13 protein-coding genes and 1 riboswitch are annotated in these 19,748 nt (G+C 63.8%); all 13 genes read left to right on the top strand.

All coding sequences use genetic code 11. The annotated features are described in order from the left end of the window. Positions 1-4 precede the first annotated feature (4 nt). The 13 genes from pseI (at position 5) to EI291_RS23440 (ending at position 19,686) form a co-directional block, all read left to right on the top strand. Positions 5-1,045 (top strand): pseudaminic acid synthase, encoded by a 1,041-nt coding sequence (gene pseI / locus EI291_RS16330; RefSeq protein ID WP_125422361.1) that lies wholly within the window; start codon positions 5-7, stop codon positions 1,043-1,045. An 8-nt stretch (positions 1,046-1,053) separates the two neighbouring features. Continuing rightward, a complete protein-coding gene (locus tag EI291_RS16325; RefSeq protein WP_240635571.1) occupies positions 1,054-2,361 on the top strand; it encodes a hypothetical protein in 1,308 nt (435 codons plus the stop codon). A gap of 78 nt (positions 2,362-2,439) precedes the next feature. After that, complete coding sequence (locus tag EI291_RS16320) at positions 2,440-3,831, top strand: DUF7033 domain-containing protein (RefSeq protein WP_125422358.1); 1,392 nt, start codon at positions 2,440-2,442, stop codon at positions 3,829-3,831. 114 nt (positions 3,832-3,945) lie between these two features. After that, positions 3,946-5,424, top strand: a complete 1,479-nt coding sequence (locus EI291_RS16315; protein WP_125422355.1) for a lipopolysaccharide biosynthesis protein — start codon at positions 3,946-3,948, stop codon at positions 5,422-5,424. Positions 5,425-5,659: 235 nt separating this feature from the next. After that, a riboswitch (SAM riboswitch) is annotated at positions 5,660-5,751 on the top strand. Positions 5,752-6,074: 323 nt separating this feature from the next. Then, on the top strand, positions 6,075-6,851 hold the full coding sequence (locus EI291_RS16310) for a phosphoadenylyl-sulfate reductase (protein WP_125422352.1): 777 nt from the start codon (positions 6,075-6,077) through the stop codon (positions 6,849-6,851). A gap of 190 nt (positions 6,852-7,041) precedes the next feature. After that, positions 7,042-7,950 carry a sulfate adenylyltransferase subunit CysD gene (gene cysD, locus EI291_RS16305; RefSeq protein WP_125422349.1) on the top strand — a complete coding sequence of 303 codons (909 nt, stop codon included), beginning with the start codon at positions 7,042-7,044 and terminating at the stop codon, positions 7,948-7,950. A 124-nt stretch (positions 7,951-8,074) separates the two neighbouring features. Then, entirely contained in the window at positions 8,075-9,364 is a 1,290-nt protein-coding gene (locus tag EI291_RS16300; RefSeq protein WP_125422346.1) for a sulfate adenylyltransferase subunit 1, read from the top strand. Between the two features lie 84 nt (positions 9,365-9,448). Continuing rightward, positions 9,449-10,216 carry a uroporphyrinogen-III C-methyltransferase gene (cobA, locus tag EI291_RS16295; RefSeq protein WP_125422343.1) on the top strand — a complete coding sequence of 256 codons (768 nt, stop codon included), beginning with the start codon at positions 9,449-9,451 and terminating at the stop codon, positions 10,214-10,216. A gap of 217 nt (positions 10,217-10,433) precedes the next feature. Continuing rightward, the gene (locus EI291_RS16290) at positions 10,434-12,281 is read left to right on the top strand and encodes an assimilatory sulfite reductase (NADPH) flavoprotein subunit (RefSeq protein ID WP_170172686.1); all 1,848 of its coding nucleotides are present in this window, start codon (positions 10,434-10,436) and stop codon (positions 12,279-12,281) included. A 290-nt stretch (positions 12,282-12,571) separates the two neighbouring features. Continuing rightward, entirely contained in the window at positions 12,572-15,475 is a 2,904-nt protein-coding gene (locus EI291_RS16285; protein WP_125422338.1) for a TonB-dependent receptor, read from the top strand. Between the two features lie 32 nt (positions 15,476-15,507). Continuing rightward, positions 15,508-16,248, top strand: a complete 741-nt coding sequence (locus EI291_RS16280; RefSeq protein WP_170172685.1) for a DUF2490 domain-containing protein — start codon at positions 15,508-15,510, stop codon at positions 16,246-16,248. A 5-nt stretch (positions 16,249-16,253) separates the two neighbouring features. After that, complete coding sequence (locus EI291_RS16275; RefSeq protein ID WP_125422332.1) at positions 16,254-17,969, top strand: NADPH-dependent assimilatory sulfite reductase hemoprotein subunit; 1,716 nt, start codon at positions 16,254-16,256, stop codon at positions 17,967-17,969. Between the two features lie 202 nt (positions 17,970-18,171). Then, on the top strand, positions 18,172-19,686 hold the full coding sequence (locus EI291_RS23440) for a TSUP family transporter (protein WP_125422329.1): 1,515 nt from the start codon (positions 18,172-18,174) through the stop codon (positions 19,684-19,686). The last annotated feature ends 62 nt before the right edge of the window (positions 19,687-19,748 follow it).

Here is a 19,748-nt window from a genome sequence, read left to right as displayed (position 1 = left end):
CGGCATGACCATCTCCTTCGGTTCCCGCCTCGTTGGCCCCGACCAGCCCCCGCTCATTATTGCCGAGCTCAGCGGCAACCATAACCAGGACCTCAACCGGGGCCTCGCCATTGTGGATGCCATGGCCGCCGCCGGGGCCCACGCCATCAAGCTCCAGACCTACACCGCCGATACCATGACCCTGCCCGGGGCCTACCGCATCGACGACCCCAACTCGCTCTGGTTTGGCCGGGAGCTGCACGAGCTGTACCAGGAGGCCCACACGCCCTGGGAGTGGCACAAGCCGTTGTTCGACCGGGCCCGGCAACACGGGATGCTGGCCTTCAGCTCGCCCTTCGATGAAACCGCCGTAGATTTCCTCGAAACCCTCGACGTGCCCGCCTACAAGATTGCCTCCTTCGAGAATACCGACTGGCCGCTGCTGCGCCGGGTGGCCGCCACCGGCAAGCCCGTGATTATGAGCACCGGGGCCAGTCAGCTGGCTGAGGTGGCCGAAGCCGTGCAGGTGCTGCGCGAAGCCGGCTGCCGCGAGCTGGTGCTGCTGAAGTGTACCAGCACCTACCCCGCCACGCCCCAGAATACCAACCTGCGCACTTTGCCCCACTTCCAGCAGCTATTCCCCGACGCGCTGGTGGGTCTCTCCGACCACACTATGGGCGTAGGCGCGGCCGTGGCCGCCGTGGCCCTAGGTGCCTGCGTGGTAGAAAAGCACGTGACCCTGCGCCGCGCCGACGGTGGCGTGGACTCGGCCTTCTCCCTGGAGCCCGAGGAAGTGGCCCAATTGGTAACCGAAACCGAGCGGGCATGGCAGGCGCTGGGCCAGGTGCAGTACGGCGTGCAGCGGGCCGAAGAGAAAAGCCGCCTCTACAAGCGCAGCCTCTACGTGGCCCAGGACATTGCCCCCGGCGAGGTCTTCACCAAAGACAACCTGCGCGTAGTACGCCCCGGCGACGGTCTGCCCCCCCGCTACTACGACCAGCTGCTGGGCAAGCCCGCCCGCCAGCCCCTGAAGGCCGGCACCCCCCTCACCTGGGACGCGCTGTAGCCGCTGCCATGTCCGAATCTGCTGTTCCGCCCACTCCGGCCGGCCGCCTGCGCGACATCCTGCAGCTGCGGTTCACCGACCTGTTTGCCTCCCTGCCGGCGCACACCCTGGAGCCCATTTCGCCCCGCAGCCCCTGGAAACGGCTGCTGAAGGTGGCCGGCTACGCGGCGGTGCGGCTGGTGGGCAACGTGTTCCGGAAGGTGCGCAACCCGGAGGAGCTGCGGGGCAAGGTGTGGTTATACGTGGTGAGCCAGAACAACTACGACTCGCTGCACTTCCTGCGCGAAGCCCGGCCCGATGCCGTGCTGGTGGCCGGCCAGAGCAAGCAGATTGGCCGCTACAACCGGCAGGTAAACCGCCTTTCTCTGCGGCGCAAGCTGCTGTACTACGGGCAGCTGCCGGCCGTGTACCGCGCGTTGCGGCGCACCGAAGGCGAGCGGGCCTGGCGGTTTTTCGACTTGATCTTCAACGCCATTGGCTACTACGAGGTGTACCGGCGGGCCCTGCGCCACTATCGGCCCCGGGCCGTGGTGTTTGCCAACGACCACAACGACGACGCCCGCGCCCTGCTGCTGGCCTGTCAGGCCGAAGGCATCCCCACGGCCTACGTGCAGCACGCCAGCGTGAGCACCAGCTTCCCGCCGCTGGGTTTTGATTTGAGCTTGCTGGAAGGCCAAGACGCCCTCGACAAATACCGTCTCTGCGGCCCCGTGCGCGGCCGTACGGAGCTGGTTGGTATGCCCAAGGCTGATAGTTTTCTGGCCCGCCGCAACCAGGAGCCGCGGGTGCGCCGGGTGGCCCTGGCCTGCAACACCCTCGACGACCTGCCGGCCCTGGCCGCGACGCTCGAGTACCTGTTCACCGAATTTCCCGACCTCACTTTCACCTTGCGCCCCCACCCCGGCGACCCGCGCGACTTCACGTTTCTGCAGCAGCTCCACCCCGGGTTGCGGTTCTCGGATGCGCGGCAGCAGAACGTATTTGAGTTCCTCGGGGAGCACGACGCCCTGATTGCCGCCGATACCAGTACCCATCTGGAGGCCGTGCTGCTCAATCTGGCCAGCGTGTACGTGCGCTTCGGCAACCAGGGTGTCGCCGATGATTACTACAGTTTTGTCGCCCACAACCTCATCGGGCGGGCCGATACGCTGCCGGAGCTGAGGACCTGGTTGCAACGCCACCAGCAGCACAAGCCGCTGGACCTGTACCGCCGTGCCGCCTACTACAACGCCACCCTCGGCACGCCCGATGAAGGCCACAGCCAAGCCCGGGCCCTGCGGCTGCTGGGTGAGTGGCTGCAGACTGAAGGGCAATAAGCCAGACGAATTTAGCCAGCAGAGGATGCGGAGGGTTGCGCAGAGGACGCAGAGCTATTCTGCATTGTACCTTGCGGTATGTTACCGCCGCTGCCTTCTGTACCCGCAACTACTGCCGAAAGCCGAATTCACTACGTGCTCCAGCACTTCTGGCAGGCGTATGATGCTATGCCGACGGTCAGCATTGGGTACGCCGGTACGCAGCCGCAGGTAGAGGTAACGGCCGTGGCGCACGACTTTTTTGCGGGAACGGCCCCTTACCCGGCTCCGCCGGTGTGGCGGGAGTGGCAGGGCCGGCAGCTGCCGTTTCTCTTCGACGACCAGCCCGCCCGGCCGCTGCTGGAGCTGCTGCCCGGGGGCCGGGCCCGGGTGCAGGCCGATGTGGTTTCGGCGGCCTTCTACCTGCTCAGCGGCTGGCAGGAATTCTACTCCAGTGAGCGGGACCAGCATGGGCGCTTCCCCTACGCGGCCAGCGTGCAGCAGCGCTACGGCTTTGTAACGGTGCCGGTGGTGAACTACTACTTCGAGGTGCTGCGGGCGGCCGTGGAGCACGCCGGCGGCCAGCCCCTGCGCCCCCGCGGCTGGGCCGATGGCCGCGCCTGGGCCACCTTCATCACCCACGACATCGACAACCTCTACAGCGCCTGGAAAGCCCCCGCCAAAGCCGCCCTCCAGCGCCGCAACTGGCTGGACTTCGCCCGCCGCTACTGGCAGCACCTCACCCAGAAAGACGTCTGGGACAACCTGACCGAAGTGCAGCAAACCGTGGCCAAATACGGCGCTAAAAGCACGTTCTTCTTCCTGCCGGAACACCGAAAAGCAGCCAACGGCACGCCCAATGCGGACTACCGTATACAAAAGGCGTGGCCGATGGTAGTAGCTCTAGAAAAACAGGGTGCTGAGATAGGCCTGCATGCGAGTTACCGCACTGATACAAATGAACATTCTAGTAGTGAGTTCCTTTGGGAGGTTGAGCGAGTGACAAGTCAAGAAACGGGACAGAACACTGGTATTCGGTTTCATTACTTGCGGTGGGAGCCACGGCTAATGCCTTACATTTTCTCCTCCTGGGTACAGTTCGCCTACGACTCCACCTTGGGTTTTGCCGAGCATTACGGCTTCCGCAACAGCTATTGCCTACCTTTTCGGCCGTTCGTCTTTCAGCGGAGAGAAGCGGCAGATTTTCTCGAAATCCCGCTCAACGTGATGGATGCCACCCTGCACCACCCGAAATATCTGCAGCTGGCTCCGGAGGAAATTCTGCCGGCCCTCACGCCCATGTTCCAGGAAATCGAGCGGTTTGGGGGCGTGTGCACGGTGCTTTGGCACAACGAGAACTTCGATCCGGCCAACACCCGCAACGGCCCCCGCGAGTTCCGCGCCCTCATGGAGTACCTTTGCAGCCGCAACGTGGCCTTTGTCAACGGCTCGGATATTTGCCAGTCGTTTCAGCCTCCTTTGTCATCCTAAGCGGAGCGAAGGACCTTATCACGCAAGAACAAAATCGTTCTGACGTGACAAAGTCCTTCGCTGCGCTCAGGATGACAGAAAGACCACTCATTCACTCATTCACCATTTCACCTTTTGGGCATCGTTCAGCGGCAGGGGCTGCGTAACACCGTTATTTCCTATTTCGGGCTGATTCTGGGATTTGTGAGCACCACGCTGGTGCTGCCCCGGTTTCTGGTGCCGCAGCAGCTAGGGCTCACGGGCACGTTGTCGAGCCTGGCTACGCTGTTTGCGCAGGTTGCGGCGCTGGGGTTTGCCAGCGTGGGCATCCGGTTTTTCCCCTACTTCCGCAACCGCGAGAACGGGCACCACGGGTTCCTTCCGTTTCTGGTGGGCGTGCCGCTGCTGGGGTTTGCGGTGGTGCTGGGGCTGTATCTGCTGGGCCGGCCTACCATCCTCGGGTTTTATGAACAGGATGCCGCCCTGCTGGATACCTACTACCTGTGGGGGGCCGTGTTTGCGCTGTTCACCCTGCTCTACTCCCTGCTCGACGCCTACCTGAAGGGCCTGTACCACACGGCGTTTTCCTCGTTTCTGCAGGATGTATTGCTGCGGGTGCTGATTTTGGCCGGGGCCCTGCTGTTTGCGGGCCAGTGGCTCACGTTTCACGGGTACGTACTGTGGTACGTGGGTGTGAATGGCGTGCTGGTGCTGCTACTCACGGGCTACATCGTGCGTATTGGTGAGTTGCACTGGCGGCCCCGGCGGGCGGTACTGACGGTGCGGCCGGTGCGGGAGCTGCTGGGCGTGGGCGCGTTTACGCTGCTCAGCTCCCTGGCCGGCTCCATCATTATGTACCTCGACACCCTGATGGTGGGTGCGCAGGTAAACCTGGCCGCCGCCGGCATCTACCAGATTGCCTTCAACATCAGCACGGCGCTGGCCATTCCGGCCCGCTCGCTCAACAAGATTGCCTTCCCCCTGCTGGCCGATTACTGGAAGCAGCAGAACATGACCGGCATGGCCGAGTTCTACCGCCGCACCACCCGCCTCAACACCCTCATCGGCTGCTTTCTGGCCCTGGGCATCGGCCTGAACCTGGACTTCATCTACTCCCTGATGCGCGCCGATTTCGCCCAGGGTACCCTGGTGGTACTGCTGTTGCTGGGCAGCCGGCTGTTCGATGGCGTAACGGGCGTGAACGGGCTGCTGCTGGTTACCTCGCCCCGCTACCGGTTTGATTTAATCTTCAACGTTTCGCTCTCCTTGCTCACCATCGGGCTGAACCTCGTGCTCATCCCCCGGCTGGGTATGGTGGGGGCGGCCGTGGCGGCCGTGGCGGCGCAGGTCAGCATCAACCTGGCCCGCACGTGGTTTGTGTGGCACAGCTTCCGGATGCAGCCTTTCACTTGGCGCATTCCCTTGATTCTGGGCATTGCGGCCGTGGCCGGCGGGGCCGCCTGGGTGGTACCGGCCGTCGGCTCGCCCTTCCTTACCATGCTACTCCGCTCCACGGTACTCACGGCCGTGTACGGCGGCCTGGTGCTCGTGACGGGCACGGCCCCGGAGGCCACAGCGCTGCTGCAGAACGTTAGAAAGCGGCTGAATATGTAAGGTTTTAAACCCCTCTGTCATCCTGAGCGCAGCGAAGGACCTTATCACGCTAGAGTGTCTTTTGCTAGCGTGATAAGGTCCTTCGCTGCGCTCAGGATGACATTTTTTCGGACCCTGACTGTTCTCCGCTACTGTTCTGCTCCCTAACCCAAGCGTTCTGAAAAAGAAAAATTTGCAAGTGTAAAATTTCGTCCCGTACCTTTGGGGCACCAATTCTTTTATCCACAAAGGATTGTTTTTATACAGAGGCGTGGAGAGACAGGCTCCCTGAAGCGCCGGCAACCAGCGGAAAATCCGAAACGGTGCCAAGTCCTGACCATATAAAAACAACGAACCGTGAACCGCTTCCTCAACTTCGCCGCCGCATCCGCTACCTCCTGTGCTGTACAGCATGGCTGTTGTGCGATGATGGCTATGCCCTGTTGTTGCAAGTAGGCACGAACCACTTTCCTCTTGCTGGTTCGGGTGCTGCCCCCGGCCGACTAACGCCCTAGCGGGCGCCGCGTCGGAGTAGCGCCTCCGTGTATTCCTGTTCCGCCTGTTGCCCCTGGCTGCCGCCTGAATGCGGCCGGGCACCTGCTGCGGAATCATCTTCCGGCCGGAATGCCGCGCCCCAGGCGGGCCGCTTCCTCCTCCCCTCTTTTCCTGCCATGCCTGCAGCTGATGCTGCGCCGGCCGTCCACGCCCAGCTGGACCGCCTGCGCCCTCTCATAGTGGCCGCCTCCGCCCTGGAGCGGCTGCGTCTGGTAGCCGACACCTTCCCCGGTCAGGCCGTTTTTTCCACCTCGTTCGGGCTGGAAGACCAGATTATCAGCCACCTGATTTTCGCCCACGACCTGCCCATTGAGGTGTTCACCCTCGATACCGGCCGCAACTTCCAGGAAACCTATTCTACCTGGAACAAGACGCTGATCCGGTACCAGAAGCCCATTGCGGTGTACGCCCCCCAGCGCGAGGACCTGGAAAACCTGCTTCTGCAGAAAGGCCCTAACTCGTTCTACGAGAGCGTGGACAACCGCAAGGAGTGCTGCCACATCCGCAAGGTGGAGCCCCTGAACCGGGCCCTGGCCGGCCGCGGGGCCTGGGTGACCGGCATCCGGGCCGAACAGTCGCAGAACCGACAGACGATGGACCCCGTGGAGTGGGACGTGGCGCATAACCTCGTGAAAATCCACCCGCTGTTCGACTGGACCTGGGAGCAGGCACTGGCGTTTGTGCAGCAGGAGGGCATTCCAGTGAACCCTTTGCACCAGCAGGGCTTCGTGAGCATTGGCTGCGCCCCCTGCACCCGCGCCATCAGGCCCGGCGAGGATTTCCGGGCCGGCCGCTGGTGGTGGGAAGACCTCTCGGCCAAGGAGTGCGGCCTGCACGCCACCGCCCCCCACGACGGCCCCGATCCGGTGGTGGAGCCGGTACCAGCCGGATAGCTCGGCAAAAAAGAACGTCATGCTGAGCGAAGTCGAAGCATCTCTACCGCTGGCTAATCAAGTTGATTCCAACGACAACCGCTCCATAGCCCAGGGTTTAAACCCTGGGCTAATGAACCACACGAAGCGGTAGAGATGCTTCGGCAAGCTCAGCATGACGGACAACAACAGAACTGAAATTCGGACAACTATGAGTACCACTTTCGATTACCTCGACCGGCTGGAAGCCGAAGCCATCCACATCCTGCGGGAGGTGGCGGGGCAGTTTGAGCGGCCGGCTTTGCTGTTCTCGGGCGGCAAGGATTCCATTGTGCTTACGCGTTTGGCCGAGAAGGCCTTCCGCCCCGGCCGCTTCCCCTTCCCATTGGTGCACGTGGATACCGGCCACAACTTCCCCGAGGTGCTGCAGTACCGCGACCAGCTGGCCGCCCAGCTGGGCGAAAAGCTGGTGGTGCGCAAGGTGGAGGACACCATCCGGCGGCAGCGCCTGCGCGAGCCGGGCGGCAAGTACCCCAGCCGCAACCCGCTGCAGACCTACACGCTGCTGGAGGTAATCGAGGAGTTTGAGTTCGACGCCTGCATCGGCGGAGCCCGCCGCGACGAGGAGAAGGCCCGGGCCAAGGAGCGCATCTTCTCGGTGCGCGACGAGTTTGGCCAGTGGGACCCCAAGCGCCAGCGCCCCGAGCTCTGGAACATCTACAACGGCCGCATCCAGAAGGGCGAAAACGTGCGCGTGTTCCCCATTTCTAACTGGACAGAGCTGGACGTGTGGCGCTACATCCAGCGCGAAAACATTCCGCTGCCCGACATCTACTTCGGACACGAGCGCACCTGCGTGGTACTGCCCTCGGGCCAGCTCCTGGGCCTCACCGAGCACCTGCAGCTGGATGACGAAGACGAAATCGTGACCCGGCAGGTGCGCTTCCGCACCGTGGGCGACTCCACCTGCACCGCCGCCGTGGAAAGCGACGCCCGCACCGTGGAAGACATCATCCAGGACCTGCTGCTGGCCAAAGTAAGCGAGCGAGGCGCCACCCGCCTCGACGACAACATCTCCGAAGCCGGCATGGAAGACCGCAAGCGCAACGGGTATTTCTAGTGCTTAGTGCCTGGTTGTTAGTGCTTAGTGACGAGCCAAGGTTTCATCAGAAACCTACACACCAATCACCAACAACCACCCAAACGACCTAAGCACCAAGCACTAACAACTAAGCACTAAGATCATGGACTTACTTCGATTTATCACTTGCGGAAGCGTGGACGACGGCAAGAGCACCCTCATTGGGCGGCTGCTGTACGACTCCGAATCGGTGTCGCTGGACGTGCTGGCGGCGCTGGAGAAGCGGCAGGCTTCTAATGGCACCGTGGATTTGGCGTTGCTGACTGACGGCCTGCGCGCCGAGCGCGAGCAGGGCATCACCATCGACGTGGCCTACAAGTACTTCACCACACCCCGCCGCAAGTTCATCATCACCGATGCGCCCGGCCACGTGCAGTACACCCGCAACATGGTAACGGGTGCCAGCAACGCCGACCTAGCCATTGTGCTGGTGGATGCCCGCCAGGGCGTGATTGAGCAAACCCGCCGCCACACCCTCATTGCCGCGCTGCTGGGCATTCGGCATTTTGTGCTGGCCGTGAACAAGATGGACCTGGTGAACTACGACGAGGCCGTGTTTGCCCGCATTGCCACCGACTACGCCGAACTGACCAACCACTTCCACCTGCCCGCCGCTACGGCCATTCCGCTGAGTGCCTTGCAGGGCGACAACGTGGTGAAGCCCAGCCAGCACCTGCCCTGGTACACCGGCCCCAGCCTGCTACAGCACCTGGAAAGCGTGCCCGGCGCCCAGGAAACCGAAGCCGCGCCCCGCTTCCAGGTGCAGTACGTGATTCGGCCCCAGACGCCCGAGCTGCCCGACTACCGCGGCTACGCCGGTCAGATTCTGAGCGGCCAGTACCGCCGCGGCCAGCGCGTGCGGGTGCTGCCCTCAGGCCTGGAATCGAAAATCGAAGCCATTGAGGTAAACCAGCAGGAAGTGGAAACTGCCGTAGCTCCGCAGGCCGTGGTCATTCGCCTGCGCGACGACGTGGACGTGAGCCGCGGCGACGCCCTGGTACCCGCCGGCCCCGAGGAGCCCACCCTCACCCGCGAGCTGGAAGCCACCCTGTGCTGGATGAGCGAGCAGCCCCTCTGGCCCGGCCGCAAGCTGCTGGTGCAGCACCACTCGGCCCTCTCGAAAGCGGCCGTGTCGGCCATTCTCTACAAGGTGAACGTGCAGACTTTCGCCCGGGTGCACACCGAGCAGGCCCAGCTCAACGACATCGTGCGGGTGCGCCTCAAAACCGCCCTGCCCCTGGCCGTGGACCACTACACCGACAACCGCACCACCGGCTCCTTCATCCTGGTCGACGAGCTGACCGGCGACACCCTGGCCGCCGGCCTAGTAGAAGCCGCCAACTCCGAGTACTTCACCGCCCCGGTAGCGCCACCAGTAGCCTTTTCAATTTAGTGCCTAGTGCTTAGCCTGTTCAACGAACAGATACTAACTACTAAGCACTAACAACTAAGCACCAAGCACCAAGCACTAACAACTATGCAAACGCCCCGCCTTACGGTACTGGGTGCCGGCCCCGGCGACCCGGAGCTGCTCACGCTCAAAGGGGCGCGGGTGCTGTCGGAAGCCGATGTGATTTTGTACGACGCGCTGGCTAACCGCGCCCTGCTTGGGCACGCCCGCCCCGAGGCCGTGCTGGTGCCCGTGGGCAAGCGGCGCGGCATGCGCAGCCACTCGCAGGACGACATCAACGCCCTGATTGTGGACTACGCCCGCCGCTACGGCCACGTGGTGCGCCTCAAGGGCGGCGACCCGTTTGTGTTCGGGCGCGGCCGGGAGGAAATGCTCTACGCCGAAGCCCACGGCTTACTGACGGACTATGTGCCCGGCATCAGCAGCGCGGTGGCCGCCGTCGGGGCAGCGGGTATCCCCGTCACGCACCGGGGCCTGAGCGAAGGATTCCGGGTGATTACGGCCACCACCGCCACAGGCGAGTTGGCCGGCAGCATCCGGGAAGCCGCCCGCGACGCCCGCGGCACCACCGTCATTCTGATGGGCCTGGGTGAGCTGCCGCGCATTGTGCAGGCCTTCTGCGAGCAGGGCCACGCCGACATGCCAGCCGCCATCATCCAGAACGGCACCCTACCCCACGCCCGCTTAGTAACCGGCCCGGTTGCCGAGCTGCCCGCCCGCGCCGCCGCCGCCGAAATAGGTGCGCCGGCCATCATCATCATTGGCGAAGTAACCCGCCTGGCCACTCCAGAGAAGCTGGCGCTGCTACCGGAGCTGTACGCGGCGGTAGCCTGATCAGAACACCACAAGCAGCACGTCATGCTGAGCGAAGCCGAAGCATCTCTACCGCTGGCTAATCAGATAGCAGCACCGATAACCGCTCCATAGCCCAGGGTTTAAACCCTGGGCTAATGAATCGCACAAGCAAAGCGGTAGAGATGCTTCGGCTTCGCTCAGCATGACCTCTTCCTTCTCTGAAGCGCCCAACCCACTGCCCCAACCACCACGTCCTATGTCACTTCTTTCAGCTTCCCCCACGCTTCCCATTGGCCTCGACGACCAAGCGCTGCAGCAGCTGGCGGCGGGCCTCACCTCCCAGCAGCTGGTGTGGCTGAGCGGCTACCTGTACGGCCGCGCCGGCGCGGCGGCCCCCGTTGCGGCCGTGGCTCCGGCGGTGGCGGAAGCCGCCGCGGCCAGTCGGCTCACCATCCTGTTCGGCTCTCAGACCGGCAACAGCAAGAAAGCCGCCGGCCTAGTGGCCGAGGCGGCCCGCCGCCGAGGCCTGCAGCCGCAGGTGCGCGACATGAACGACTACCCCACCAAGGACCTCAAAACCGAGCAGTTACTGCTGGTGGTGGTGAGCACCCAGGGGGAAGGCGACCCGCCCATTGCGGCCGAGGAGCTGCACCAGTTCCTGCTCAGCAGCCGCGCCTCCAAGCTGCCCGACCTGCAGTACGCCGTGCTGGCCCTAGGCGACAAAAGCTACCTGCAGTTCTGCCAGACCGGCTTCGAGTTCGACCAGCGCCTGGCCGAGCTGGGCGGCCGCCGCCTAGCCGAGCGGCTGGATTGTGACGTGACCTTCGAGGACGAAACCCGCCAGTGGGCCGAACAGGTGCTTAGCCGTATTGCCGAGCTGCAGCCCGCCCCGGTCCCCGTAACGGCCGGCGTAGCCGTGGCCGCGCCGGTGGTGGCGGTAGTGGGTGCGGGCTACGCGCCGGAAGTGGCCCCGCTGCCCGCCGCCGTGGAGTACAACGCCCGCAACCCCTTCGGGGCGGAGCTGCTGGAGAAGATTCAGCTCAACGGCCGTGGCTCCACCAAAGAAACCTACCACCTGGAGTTCTCCCTGGCTGACTCGGGCCTGACCTACGAGCCCGGCGACGCCCTGATGGTGCAGCCCCGCAACCGCCCAGCGCTGGTGCAGGAGGTGCTCCAGGCCGCCCGCCTGCCCGAAGCCGCCCCAGTGCGCCTTGAAGCTGATGAGCTGGACCTGACCACCGCCCTCACCGAGCGGCTGGAGCTGTCGGTTATCACCCGTGACGTGCTGGAGCGCTACGCCGCTGTGGCCCCGCAGCACCCGCGCCTCCGCGAAATTCTGGCCGATACGGCCGGTTTGGGCACTTACCTGTACGGCCGCGACGTGGCCGACTTGCTCACCGAGTTTCCGGTGGAACTGTCGGGGCAGCAGCTGGCGGCGGTGCTGCGGCCGTTGCCGGCCCGGGCGTATTCCATTGCCTCCTCATTGCTGGCCCACCCCGAGGAAGTGCACCTGACCGTGGGGGCCGTGCGCTACGAAACCCACGGCCGCGCCAAGCACGGGGCCTGCTCCGGCTACCAGGCCGACCACCTCAGCCTCGGCGACACGGCCCGGGTGTGGGTGGACCGCAACGAGTACTTCAAGCTGCCGCAGGATGCCGCCACCGACATCATCATGGTGGGCCCCGGCACCGGGGTAGCGCCCTTCCGGGCCTTCGTGGAGGAGCGGGCCGAAACCGGCGCCACCGGTCGTAACTGGCTGCTGTTCGGCAACCCCCACTTCACCACCGACTTCCTCTACCAGACCGAGTGGCAGCAGCACCTCAAGCGCGGCACCCTCGACCGCCTCGACGTGGCCTTTTCCCGCGACCAGGCCCAGAAGCTCTACGTGCAGCACCGCCTGCTAGAACAGAGCCGCCGCGTGTACGAGCAGCTCGAAAACGGCGCTTATTTCTACGTGTGCGGCGACAAATCCCGCATGGCCCACGACGTGCAGCAGGCCCTGCGCCAGATCATCCAGCAGGAAAGCGGCCACGACGCCGACTACGCCGCCGAGTACCTGCGCCAGCTCAAAAAGTCACGCCGGTTCTTGGAGGATGTGTATTAAAAACTAGAGCTAGGAATCTAGCTCCCCTCCTCAGATGAGGAGGGGTTGGGGGTGGTTGACCCGCTCCTGAACGACGACGACTTCTAGTTTCTAGCCCTAAAACTCAACCACCCCCAACCCCTCCTTTCTAAGGAGGGGATCTAGCTCTAAAACCCTTCTTCCGTCCCATGCCTGCCGTTTTTCCAAGACGATGTTGTAGCCGGTAACGGCCGCTGCGCCCCGGGCGCGGGGGCTGCGCCGGCCTGCCGTCTGCCCCGCCCCGGGTTCTTTCTCCCCTTGTAAAAACCTACATGAAACATCTTCTTTCCTCTTCCTTATTAGTACCGGCGCTGGTTGCCGCCAGCGCCACCGGCCTGCACGCCCAGGAGGCCCTGATTTCGGTGAGCGGCACCGTGCGCGAAAAAACTACCGGCGAGCCGCTGCCGGGCGTGAGCGTTATTGTGAAGGGCGGCACCACCGGCACGCTCAGCGACGGTAACGGCCAGTTTGCCCTGAAAGCCAAGCTGCGGTTTCCGTTTACGCTGGTGTTCAACACCCTGGGTTACGAGTCACGGGAGCTGGAAATTGCCAGCGGCAGCCAGCCCATCAGCGTGCAGCTGGAGTCGAAGGCCGTGTCGATGAACGAGGTGGTGGTGTCGGCGTCGCGGGTGGAGGAAAGCCGGCTGACCTCGCCGGTGGCCATTGAAAAGCTCGACATCCGGGCCATCAAGGAAACGCCGGCTCCCAGCTTTTATGACGCGCTGGAAAACGTGAAAGGCGTGCAAATGACCACCAGCTCGCTCACGTTTAAAGTGCCCAACACCCGCGGCTTCAACATCCCCAACAACTTCCGCTTTATGCAGCTGGTGGACGGGGTGGATATGCAGGCGGCCACCCTGGGTGTGCCGCTGGGCAACGCCATCGGGCCCACCGAGCTGGACGTGGCTTCGGTGGAAATTACGCCCGGCGCGGCTTCGGCCCTGTACGGCATGAACGCCATCAACGGCATGGCCAACCTCACCACCAAAAGCCCCTTTAACTACCAGGGCCTGAGCGTGTATCAGAAGGTGGGCGTCAACCACGTGGACGGCAAAGACCGGGACCCGAGCGTGCTGACGGAAACGGCCGTGCGCTGGGCCCAGAGCCTGGGCGCTTCGGGCCGCTGGGCCTATAAGGTGAACGGCAGCTTCCTGCGCGGCACCGACTGGCTCGCCAACACTCAGAACGACCAGAACCCGCAAAACCTGGCCTCGGCTAACCCGCGCTTCCCGGAGCTGAGCGGGGCCAACAACCCCGCCGCCGACCTCTGGAACCGCTACGGCGACGACAATGCCGGCAACGTGAGCATCACCATCCCCTACAACGGCCGCAACGAAACCTTCAACGTGCGCCGCACCGGCTACTACGAGCGGGACCTCACCAACCCCATCGTACGCAACATCAAGGCCGACGCCAGCCTGCACTACAAGCTCACTGACAAGCTGGAGCTGAGCTACGGCTACCGGTTCGGGCTGATGGACGGCGTGTTTCAGCGCGGCAACAAGATTCAGCTCGACGGCGTGACGGTGCAGAACCACAAGGTGGAGCTGAAGGGCGAGAACTTCACGGCCCGGGCCTATATGCTGGTCGAGAATACCGGCAATTCCTACAATCTCAACCCGCTGGCCCTGAACCTCGATTTGCAGAACGGCTCCAACGCCGCCTGGGGCACGAAGTTCCGAACGGAGCTGCAAAGCCAGCTGAGCGGCGGGGCTACGTTGGCCCAGGCCATGCAGCAGGCCCGCACAGTGGCCGACGCCGGCCGCGCTGTGCCCGGTACGCCCGCCTTCGACGCGCTGAAAGCCCAGATTGTAAAAACCAACAACTGGGACAGCGGCGTGAACGTGCCCGGCGCGCCCATTCCGGGCGGGGCCGCCCTCACCCAGCGCAGCCGCACCTACCACTCCGACGCCATCTGGAACCTGGGCCCGCGGGTGAAATTTGCCGATGTGCTGCTGGGCGCCGATGCTCGCCTGTACGAGGTAATTCCGGACGGCAACAACTTCGTGGATTTCAGCCGCCCGCTCACCGAGCGCACCCAGCCCGGCGGCCAGAACCAGTACTACAAGAAAATCGGGGGCTTCGGGCAGGCCACCAAGCGACTGTTGCAGGACCGCCTGAAGCTCACCGCCTCGCTGCGCCTGGACTACAACCCGGAGTTCAACCCCAAGCTGAACCCGCGGGTGGCGGCCGTATACACGGCCGGCGGCCTGCACAACTTCCGGGCTTCGTACCAGAACGGCTGGCGCTTTCCGTCCTTATTTGAGGCGCTGTCGTTCGTGAACAACGGCAACGTGCGCCGGGTGGGCGGGCTGGCCCGGGTGAACGAGGGGCTGAACTACCTCGACAACTCCTACACGCTGGCGTCTATTTCCAAGTTCAACGCCGCCGTGAATGCCTACGTGGCCGCCAACGCCGGCACCACCGCCAGCCAGGCCGCCCTGCGTCCCGAAATCCGGGGCGTGCTGCAGGTGGGCAACCTGCCCACCGAGCAGCCCGAGCAAATCAACGCCTACGAAGTGGGCTACCGCAGCGTGCTGCTGGATAACCGCCTCTCCATCGACGCCGACGCGTACTACAATGTGTACTCCGGCTTCCTGGGCCAAGTGGAGGTGAGCGTGCCCAAAAACGCCGCCGGCCAGCAGGTGCAGGTGGGCTCCGATGATGCCGTGCTGGCCGCCCTCAACAGCAACCGCGCCGCCCGCCAGGACCGGTACCGGGTGTACACCAACGCCCGCAACAACTACCGCAGCTACGGCTCCACGCTGGGCGTCACCTACAACTTCTACCAGAAGTACACCCTCGGCGGCAACGTGAACTACAACGCCCTGTCGGCCAACAACGCCCCCGATATCTTCGTGACGGGCTTCAACACCCCGCACTGGGTCACCAACGTGAGCTTCGGCAACCGCGAAATTGTGCGCAACGTGGGCTTCAACCTGGTGTGGCGGCACCAGAGCACCTTCTACTGGGAAAGCCCCCTGGCCAACGGCCGCGTGCCCGCCTACCAAACCGTGGATGCCCAGGTGAACGTGCGCGTGCCCGCCCTCAAAACCACCATCAAAGCCGGCGGGGCCAACCTCTTTAACAACCGCTACTACCAGTACGCCGCCGGCCCCACCATCGGGGGTCTGTACTACGTGGCCCTCACGTTCGATAACACCGTGCTGCGGTAAGTATGATGAAACGGCTCCTTCTCTTTTGTGGCTTGCTGCTTCTGACCCGGCCTGTGCTGGCGCAGAAACAGTACGTGCGCGAGCAGCAGACGTGGCTGGGCATATTCAACCAAACCCGGTTTTCGCAACATTGGGGCAGCTGGACCGACCTGCACCTGCGCCTGCACGACCATTTCGTGCAGGCCAGCTACCAGACGGTGGCCCGCGTGGGCCTGACGTACTACCTCACCGATGATGTGCGCCTGACTGGGGGCTATGCCTACGTGCACCATTACCCCGATGGGGCCCGCACCGTGGGCCAGCCCGAGCACCGCCCCTGGCAGCAGGTGCAGTGGTTCAGCAAGTTTCCGAAGGCCCGCCTGATGCAGTGGGTGCGGCTGGAAGAACGATTCCGGCGCACTATCCGGCAGAATGAGCGCACCGATGACTTCGATTTCAACTACCGCACCCGTTACAACGCGGCGCTGTTTCTGCCGCTTACCAAGCGGGGTTTTGAGCCCGGCGGCTGGCAGTTTCTGCTCAACAACGAGGTGATGATGAATTTCGGCAAGGAAATTCGGCTGAATTACTTCGACCAGAATCGGCTGTTTGCCGGCGTGGTGTACCCCTTCAGCAAACATGCCCAGTTGCAGGCCGGCTACATGCACCTGTTTCAGCAGCTGCCGGCCGGTAGCACCTACCGCAACCAGCACACCATCCGGGTTTTCTACTTCCACAACTTCGATTTACGCCCTGCGGCTCCGGCTGCTCCGGTATCCTCCCCAGCTCCCTGATTCTCATGGCTGATACCCCCAAACTTTCCGAAGTCGAGCACGTCAAGGAAGCCAGCAACTACCTGCGCGGCACCCTGGCCGAAAGCCTCGTGAACCCGCTCACCGGCGCCCTCTACCCCGACGACACTCACCTGATCAAGTTCCACGGCTCCTACCAGCAAACCGACCGGGACCTGGATTCGGAGCGCAAGCGCCAGAAGCTGGAGCCGCTGTACTCGCTCATGATTCGGGTGCGGGTGCCGGGCGGCATTGCCTCGCCGGCCCAGTGGCGGCGCATGGATGAGCTGGCCGACCAGTACGGCAACCACACGCTCAAGCTCACCACCCGCCAGGCCTTCCAGCTGCACGGCGTACTCAAGCGCGACCTGAAAAAAACCATCCAGGGCTTCAACGAGGCTCTGCTGGACAGCATTGCAGGCTGCGGCGACGTGAACCGCAACGTGATGTGCAACCCCAATCCGCACGAGAGCCCCCTGCACGCGGCCGTGTACGAGGTGTCGAAGCAGATCAGCGCCCACCTCACGCCCCGCACCTCGGCCTACTGGGATTTGTGGCTGAACGGGGAACCGCAGTTCAGCAGCGCGCCCAATGAGGGCGAGGAGGACGCCGAGCCCATCTACGGCAAAACCTACCTGCCCCGCAAGTTCAAGATTGCCCTGGCCATTCCGCCCTACAACGACACCGACATCTTCGCCAACGACCTGGGGCTGATTGCCATTGAGGAAGGAGGCCAGTTGGTAGGCTTCAACGTGGCCGTGGGCGGCGGCATGGGCATGACGTTCGGCATGCCCGACACCTACCCCCGCCTGGCCGACATCATCGGCTTCGTGCCCACCGAGAAAGTGGTGGATGCCTGCGAGAAAATCGTGACGATTCAGCGCGACTGGGGCAACCGGGAAAACCGCAAGTTCTCGCGCCTCAAGTACACCGTGGACCGCGTGGGCCTCGACGTGTTCAAACAGGAGCTGGGCCAGCGCCTGGGCTTTACCGTGGAGCCCACCCGCCCCTACCAGTTCCGCAGCTCCGGCGACGCCTACGGCTGGTCGCTCCAGTCCGACGGCCGGGCCCACCTCACGCTGTTCGTGGAAGGCGGCCGGGTGCTCGACCGGGACGGCTACGCCCTCAAAACCGCCCTGCGCGAAATTGCCGCCTTCCACACCGGCGACTTCCGCCTGACCGGCAACCAAAACCTCATCATCGCCAACATTGCCCCCGAGCACCGGCTGAGCGTGCAGGCCGTGCTGCAGCAGCACGGCGTGGCCATCGAGGCCGGCAAGGAATACACGGCCTTGCGGCGTGGGGCGCTGGCCTGCGTGGCCCTGCCCACCTGCACGCTGGCCTTCGCGGAGGCCGAGCGGTATCTTCCGGAATTATTGAATAGATTGGACCGGGTGATTCGCCAACAGGGTCTGGCTCAGGACGATATTCTGCTGCGGATGACGGGCTGCCCCAACGGCTGCGCCCGCCCCTACCTTGGCGAAATCGGGCTGGTGGGCCGGGCCGTGGGCCGCTACAACCTGTACCTCGGTGCCGCTTTCAACGGGGAGCGGATGAACAAGCTCTACAAGGAAATGCTGGACGAAGACGGCATCGAGCAGGAGCTCACGCCCCTGCTCGCCGACTACGCCCAGAACCGCCAGCCCCAGGAGCGGTTTGGTGATTTCGTCATCCGCCAGGGCTACGTGCAGCCCACCGCAAGCGGCCTGACGTTTCACGAGTAACCGATAGAACAAACAACATCAGAACGTCATTCCGAGCAGCGCGAGGAATCTCGCGTGCTGACGTTGTAGCAACCAATCCTAACAACAGAATTACCATTGCACGCGAGATTCCTCGGCTCAGGCTGCGCCTTCGCTCGGAATGACGTTCTAATGGTGCTGTTCTGCCTTCCTTTCCATCCGACCCCAACCATCACCAACCACCATGCCCCTTTCCTCCAACAACGCCCTGCCCCAGCCCGAGCCGCCGCCCGCGGTGCCCGATGGCAACCGGCTGTTTCCGGTGTTTCTGAAGCTGGAACAGCTGCACGTGCTGCTGGTGGGCGGCGGGGCCGTGGGCTTCGAGAAGCTCTCGGCCATGCTGGCCAACAGCCCCAACGCGGCCATTACGGTGGTGGCTACCTGGTTTGGGCCCGAATTGCGGGTGCTGGCCGACCAGCACCCCGCCGTGCAGCTGCGCGAGCAACCCTACGACCCCACCCACCTCGTCGGCCACGACCTGGTGATTGTGGCCACCAACGACAAAGCCCTCAACCTGCAGATTAAGGCCGACGCCACGCGCCAGCGCCTGCTCTGCAACGTGGCCGACACGCCCGCCGCCTGCGACTTTTACCTGGGCTCCATCGTGCAGAAGGGCGACCTGAAAATTGCCATCAGCACCAACGGTAAGTCGCCCACCATTGCCAAGCGCCTGCGCGAAATGCTCACTCACACCCTCCCCGACGAGCTGCACGACGTGCTCCAACGCATGTCGCAGATTCGGGAGAAGGTGGGCGGCGACTTTGCCCACAAGGTAAAATCCCTGAACGCCGTGACGGCCGAGCTGACCGGCGGGCCGGCCTACGAATCGCCGGCCGCAGCGCGGTGGCGCAAAATTGCCACTGGGGCGCTGCTGGCCTTTGCGGCCATGCTGGTATTCAACATTCTGAGCTACTACTTCACCTGGCAGCAGGTGTGGAGCGCGGCCACCCACGCCGAAACATTCTGGCTGTTTGTGGCCATCGGCTTCGGCGCGCAACTCATTGACGGGCTGCTGGGTATGGGCTACGGCGTAGTCACGGCCATCAGCCTAATGAGCCTGAACATTGCCCCGGCCGCCGTGAGTGCCAGCATCCACACCGCCGAAATGTTTGCCAGTGGGGCTTCGGGCTACCACCACTACCGCTTCGGCAACGTGAACAAGCGCCTGTTCAAAGTGCTCCTAATTCCGGGCGTGCTGGGCGCCATTACGGGGGCGTATCTGCTGTCCACCTTCGGTGAGAAATACGGCAGCTACGTGAAGCCCTTCCTGGCGGCGTACCTGCTGCTGCTGGGCATCCGCATCATCAGCAAGGCCTTCGTGAAGCCCGGGCCGCGCAAAAAGCACAAGAAGCTGGGGCTGCTGGCCGCGGCCGGCGGCTTCCTCGATTCGTTTGGCGGGGGCGGCTGGGGGCCGCTGGTCACCAGCACGCTCATTGCCGGGGGCCGCACGCCGCAGTACGTGATTGGCTCGGTAAGCGTCACGGAGTTCTTCGTCACGTTTGCCAGCGCCGTCACGTTCTTCGCCACCCTGGGCATCTCGCACTGGCAGATTATCCTGGGCCTCATCATCGGGGGCGTGGCCGCCGCGCCGCTGGCCGCCCGCCTAGCCGGCCGCCTGCCCGTGCGCTGGATGTTCGTGGGCGTGGGCCTGATGGTGATTGTGTGGAGCCTGTGGGCGCTGCGCAAGGTGTTTATGTAACACACGCTTTAGCTGTTGCCGCAACGCAAAACCGCCCCACTGGTCTGTTCCGGTGGGGCGGT

Source organism: Hymenobacter rigui, from assembly GCF_003944715.1.
In the GTDB taxonomy this organism is placed as follows: domain Bacteria; phylum Bacteroidota; class Bacteroidia; order Cytophagales; family Hymenobacteraceae; genus Hymenobacter; species Hymenobacter rigui.
The sequence above is the reverse complement of the archived record's forward strand: the minus strand, read 5'-3'. Positions and strand labels throughout refer to the sequence as shown.